Source organism: Limnospira sp., assembly GCF_051859755.1.
Lineage (GTDB): Bacteria > Cyanobacteriota > Cyanobacteriia > Cyanobacteriales > Microcoleaceae > Limnospira > Limnospira fusiformis.
This window is the reverse complement of sequence record NZ_JBIMLI010000205.1, coordinates 1-5,582: the sequence shown is the minus strand read 5'-3', so window position 1 is coordinate 5,582 and position 5,582 is coordinate 1. Positions and strand designations below refer to the sequence as shown.

Genomic DNA, 5,582 nt, shown 5'->3' with positions numbered 1-5,582 from the left:
GGCAGTGGTCGAGTGAGAGGTAGGTTCCTCTATTACGCCTTCCGTTCCCCGCTTCAATCTGACGGGTTGTGAATCCTGAAACTGGGGGTGGCTACCGCCGTTACTCTCAACTTCCTGCTTTACTAGATGGGTTACAACTCCATCGTTCTAGTGTTCTGTCTTGACCTTGAGTCTCTCTGCCTTATCTGGGTGTCGAGTCCAGATGTTGGAACACATAGATAGTTATGGGATGGTCAGGGCGCACTCCTTATATTCTACCAAGGAATAGAAGTCCCAATAGGAGGTTATTTCAGGCATTGCAGCCCTATTTCACTCCTAAACGTCTCGCACAACCATTACTATTGTATCACGAAGTCGCCCTGAAGTGCAAGGTTTGAGACCCAGTTTCTTGATAAAGTATGATTAACATGAGGGTGTAACAGTCTGGGGACCGCTGGAACAATATTGCTAAACCTCCCACTAAACTCAGTTGATGAAAAGGCACATAGTCAAACATTCCGTATCGCTCACTTGTAGATGAATATAGCTCCCTCTGGAACTCAGCGGTCTACAATGGTCTACCTAATCGCGAACAACTCTCAAATTAGACGGGCGGGTTGGTGGGTTGGCTTGCTTATGGTGAAGAGTCACCTACGGTGTAATCTACTCCCCTACAGACACATTAGTGCCAGTACTGACCATCGAAGCCCCCGAATTGATGAGCCCTTCCAGCAGGAGATCGGTGCATGAGTTCCCCCAACAGAAAATTGAAGCCCACCATATTAGTGGTTGATGATGAGCCAGATAATTTAGATCTGCTATACCGGACTTTCCATCGGGAATTTAAAGTTCTCAAAGCCGAAAGTGGGCCGGCTGCATTGAAGATCTTAGAAGAGGTGGGGGAAGTAGCAGTAATTATCTCTGATCAGCGGATGCCCTATATGAGTGGCACAGAGTTTCTCAGTTTGACCGCGACTCAATATCCCGATTCGATCCGCATTATCCTCACTGGTTATACGGATGTTGAAGACCTGGTAGAGGCAATTAACTCCGGTAAGGTGTTTAAATATGTCACTAAACCTTGGAAATCTGATGAACTCAAGGCGATCGTTCAGCAAGGTTTAGAAACTCATAATGTCCTGAAATCTCGCACAGAGGAACTACGCCTAGCACAAAAACAGGAATCGTTACTTTATGAAGTGACAAGTACCATTCGCGCCTGTCCTAATTCCCAGGAAATGTTGCAGCGCATAGTTGAAACAGTGGGTAAAATGTTTGAGGTGAGCTATTGTCTGCTGCGTTCATTCGGTGTGGGTTCAGACCTGATAGGGCTGGGGGCTGGAGTCAGCCCTACCAAACAGGATATCACTGCTACACAAGGGAAGGAGTGGTTCGCATACTTAGCGGAAGGTCAGAATCATCAAAATTCCACGACAGACAACATCAGCGTTATCAATAATAATGATCTGGAATTGAGATCCCTGGTTTGGGAAACTACGGAAGTAATGATTCTTTCGGAAGGTTTGGGAAATGATATTTCTGACCACGATGGACCAGAATGGCAGCAGCGACGAGACGTTTACCAACGTGCAGATATTCGCTCCAGTTTGATAGTGCCTCTGTATTACCGTCAGGAATTGTTGGCGGTTTTGGCGCTGCACCACACGGGATCGCCCCGTAATTGGCATGAACATGAAGTGCAGTTAGCTGCGGGTGTAGCAGATCAGGCGGCTTTGGCATTGTCTCAGGTGCGCGCATACGAGCAGGTGCGAGAATTGGCTCGTAGGGAAGCGCTGGTTAATACGATTACCAATGCTATTCGGTCTAGTCTTGACCCTCAGAAAATTTTTGCGGCTATCACTGAGCAATTGGGGGAGGCTTTGGAGGTTGATGGCTGTGCTTTGTCTCTCTGGAGTCCGGGAGATGAATATATGCAGTGTGTAGGCCTTTATAATGCGGCGATTAAAGAAACAGTAGTAGAGACTAGACCGGCGGCTTTGTCTGAACCTGATACCAGCACGACGACGAATTTGCCCCTATTGGGGGTAGAAACTAATCAATCCATTGAGTCCGATCAGTCCGATGATTTGCCTCAGTCGGCGGCTCCTATTAGTGGCAACCCGGTGCTTCAGGAATTGATTAGAACTCGCGCTCCGGTGGCGATCGCTGATATCGAACAGCGACCAGACTCGATGGTGATGTTGCCTTTGCGATCGCCTTCTAAGGCTCTATTGGTCGTGCCACTATTGCTCGATGGTGATATTATTGGCAGCATATCCCTACGCCAAAATCACCAAGTTCGCCATTGGCAACCCTCCGAAATTGATATGGTCCTGTTAGTGGCAGCCCAAGCCGCTTTGGCGGTACAGCAGGCTCGTCTATACCAAAAAACACGCCAGCAAGCAGAACGCCTATTAGAAGCCGACCGCCTCAAAACTGAGTTTTTTCAAAATGTCTCCCACGAGTTTCGCACCCCTTTGACTTTGATGATAGGTCCTTTGGAAACGGTGGTTAATCAACAGCAGGATCTGTCATTAGACCAAGCGAAAATTGCTCTGCGTAACTCCAGGCGACTATTGCGCTTGGTTAATCAATTATTGGATTTGCAACGGTTTGATGCGGGACGAATGCAGCCCAGTTTTCGCCCCTGTGACCTGGTGGAGTTTTGTCAGCAAACGGTGGAATCATTTAAGTCTTATTGCGATCGCAAACAAATTAATCTAGTTACCAATTTACAGAGTTGCCCCCAACTTTATCTTGATCTGGAAAGGTTTGATAAAGTCCTTTACAATTTGCTCTCTAATGCCATGAAGTTTACCCCCACCGATGGCACTATTACCGTTAGTCTCCAGCCCGAAGGGAATTATTGCCGTCTTATGGTCAAAGATACCGGGATTGGTATTAAACAAGAACAACTCCCCCATTTATTTGAACGCTTCCGACAAGCTGAAGGTTCAGCCAATCGCTCCTTTGAGGGGAGTGGCTTGGGATTGGCTCTGGTTAAAGAGTTGGTCGAACTCCATCATGGTCGCATTACTGTAGAGTCTGAGTATGGTCAGGGAACTACATTTACCGTCTGGCTACAAATGGGGAATCTTCATCTACCACCAGAGCAAGTCCTTGATGTTCCCGCTGAGTTTGATGCACGTCGAGCAGCCGTAGAATTGGCTGATGTGGAGGTCGATTTACCAGATGTACAAATTGACGACATAAATCTGCCGGAGGTTTTGGTTGCTGACGGTTCGGCTTCCCTCACGGACCACGGACAGTTGGGGTCTAATACTGTCCTGGTGGTGGATGATAACCCCGATTTGCGCCGCTATGTGTCGATGATGTTGCAAAATGCCGGATTTAATGCAGTTTTGGCTAAGAATGGCGCTGATGGTTTTAACAAGGCTCAGACTTATCATCCTGATGTGATTGTTACTGATTTGATGATGCCCCAGGTGTCTGGGTTGGAGTTGATTCGCATGATTCGCTCCTCACCTGAACTTAGGGGAACTCCAATTATTTTGTTGACTGCTAAGGCTGATGAGGATACCCGCATCGAAGGGGTTGAGCGCGGCGCTGATGCCTATGTTTCTAAGCCTTTTAATGACCGGGAGTTGATAGCTGAGGTCAGGAATTTACAGGCCCTCAAGGCAGAGGAACGACGGGTAGCCCATTTGAATAAGTATCTGACTGAATCAGTATTGCGACGGTTTTTGCCGGAGTCTATGGTCAAAAAGGCGGCGGCGGGGGACTTGACTCTGGATTTGCGCCCGGAACCGAGGCTGATTACCATTTTATTTAGTGATATTGTCGGTTTTACTCGGATGTCTAATGCTCTACAGTCTCAGGGGGTGGCGGAATTGCTTAATGAGTATTTGGGAGAAATGACTCGGGCGGTTTTTGAGAATCAGGGGACTGTTGACAAGTTTGTAGGAGATGCGATTATGGCTTTGTATGGAGCCCCGGAGGAGATGAGCCCCTCTGAACAAGTCCGACGCGCGATCGCTACGGCTAGACAAATGTTGGTGGCTCTCGAAAAACTTAACCAGGGTTGGCAGGAACGAGGTTTGGTGGGCCGTAATGAGGTTCCTCCGGTGCGGTTCCGCTGTGGGATTCACCAGGGTATGGCTGTGGTGGGGTTGTTTGGTTCCCAAGAGCGATCGGATTTTACGGCGATCGGTCCTTCGGTTAATATTGCTGCCCGTCTTCAGGAGGCTACTGCCCCCAACAGCATTATGGTATCCGCTATGGTGGCTCAGTATGTCCCCGATGAGGAGATTATTAAGCGCGAATTTCTCGAACTTAAAGGCATTGATGAGCCGGTAATGACTTGTGTGATTAACCCAAAACCTGAATCAGTAAGGGATACAGCTTAATGGCAGATAATTGGGGAAAAAATGCGATCGCACTATTGCAATTTTTATTTTCCTGTGTTAGATTAGTTAAGTGCAAATTTGCGGGCGTAGTTTAGTGGTAAAACCTTAGCCTTCCAAGCTAATGATGGGGGTTCGATTCCCCCCGCCCGCTTTTTTCCTACCATGCCAGGGCTAGGTTATGAGTAATAGCCTACTAATCGACTGCGACTATCGAGTTAAGCAATAAGCTGCGATCGCAGTCAGGATCAGGTTTTTCCGAAAATGCCAGGAGGCGGACTTGAACCTGATACATAGCCTATAACCCCTATTCTACCGTTACTTAGGTGTTACTCAAAACCGTAGCAGAGTAACAAGTGAGTAAAAAATGAGTAACGCTACTAATACCCCTACTGTAGGGGGGAAGGGCAACTACGATGAGAGTTACGCTAGATTCTTGAAAGCCTATCAAGACTTTAAAGGGGAATGTCCCAAAGGAGTGACTCTCAAGTTACAAAAGTCCGGGACTAGGTACAATCTGCTATTGCAGTTTAAGCAGCCACCTACCGGGAAACGACTACCCAAGATAGCCAATCTTGAGTGTACACCCTGAGAGGGTGACAAGAGAGCTAGACTGATTGCTGTACAAGGGATAGAGCATTTAGTCCTTGCCGAAAATTCTGAGCTTTATGAGGCTTGAGGGCCATCAATGCTAACATCTCTTCTTGCCAGAAAACTAGCGACTGGCTCCAAGCATAACCCGATAATCCGAGCCCAAAAATACTGTGATATCAAGTCCGGATAATCAATTATAGTAAAGTCTCGGTTTGAGGCCACCAATGAAAACTGGTCAAGCCTCGAATTAATTCGCGCTGTTTCCACAAACTTCGGCAGCGAGCACACAAGAGTTCCTCTAGCTGATCAAGATTCTCAAATGAACGATTGGCAATGGGTTCATCTACCAGAGGCCACAGTCTTTCTGCTGGTTGTAGTTCCGGGGAATGGGACGGTAGAAACATTAAATGCAGTCCTTCGGGTACTTTCAGATTCTTACTGATATGCCATCCGGCTTGATCAACCACTAACATAATGTGTTGATTTGGACCTAATTTAAATTCGGCAGCAAACTCCTGTAACACTCGACTAAATAGAGTTGTATTGACGTAAGGTATAATCCACCAATCTCAGTACAGGACAAAAAAGCTGAAAGTCTTAGCCAAAAGGGAATCTAGCCGAAAATTCTGAAGGGGGCGCTCCGGG

At 47.2% G+C, this 5,582-nt stretch carries 2 protein-coding genes, 1 tRNA gene and 2 pseudogenes; 3 read left to right on the top strand and 2 right to left on the bottom strand.

What is annotated here, in order from left to right; genetic code table 11:
* Positions 1-725 precede the first annotated feature (725 nt).
* From ACTIE0_RS22355 to ACTIE0_RS22345, 3 genes are all read left to right on the top strand, one after another.
* The gene (locus ACTIE0_RS22355) at positions 726-4,346 is read left to right on the top strand and encodes a response regulator (protein ID WP_006669053.1); all 3,621 of its coding nucleotides are present in this window, start codon (positions 726-728) and stop codon (positions 4,344-4,346) included.
* A gap of 80 nt (positions 4,347-4,426) precedes the next feature.
* A tRNA-Gly gene (locus tag ACTIE0_RS22350) sits at positions 4,427-4,497 on the top strand.
* 213 nt (positions 4,498-4,710) lie between these two features.
* Positions 4,711-4,935: a hypothetical protein gene (locus ACTIE0_RS22345; protein WP_006669054.1), complete on the top strand. Its 225-nt coding sequence runs from the start codon at positions 4,711-4,713 to the stop codon at positions 4,933-4,935.
* A gap of 16 nt (positions 4,936-4,951) precedes the next feature.
* Here ACTIE0_RS22345 and ACTIE0_RS22340 read toward each other — a convergent pair.
* Positions 4,952-5,113, bottom strand: a pseudogene (locus ACTIE0_RS22340) (IS4 family transposase); the annotation flags it as partial.
* A gap of 18 nt (positions 5,114-5,131) precedes the next feature.
* Positions 5,132-5,503: pseudogene (locus ACTIE0_RS22335) on the bottom strand (transposase); the annotation flags it as partial.
* Positions 5,504-5,582: the final 79 nt, after the last annotated feature.

Coding starts and splice junctions, on each gene's coding strand:
- ACTIE0_RS22355 (WP_006669053.1), top strand. CDS start 726: ATGAGTTCCCCCAACAGAAAATTGAAGCCCACCATATTAGTGGTTGAT.
- ACTIE0_RS22345 (WP_006669054.1), top strand. CDS start 4,711: ATGAGTAACGCTACTAATACCCCTACTGTAGGGGGGAAGGGCAACTAC.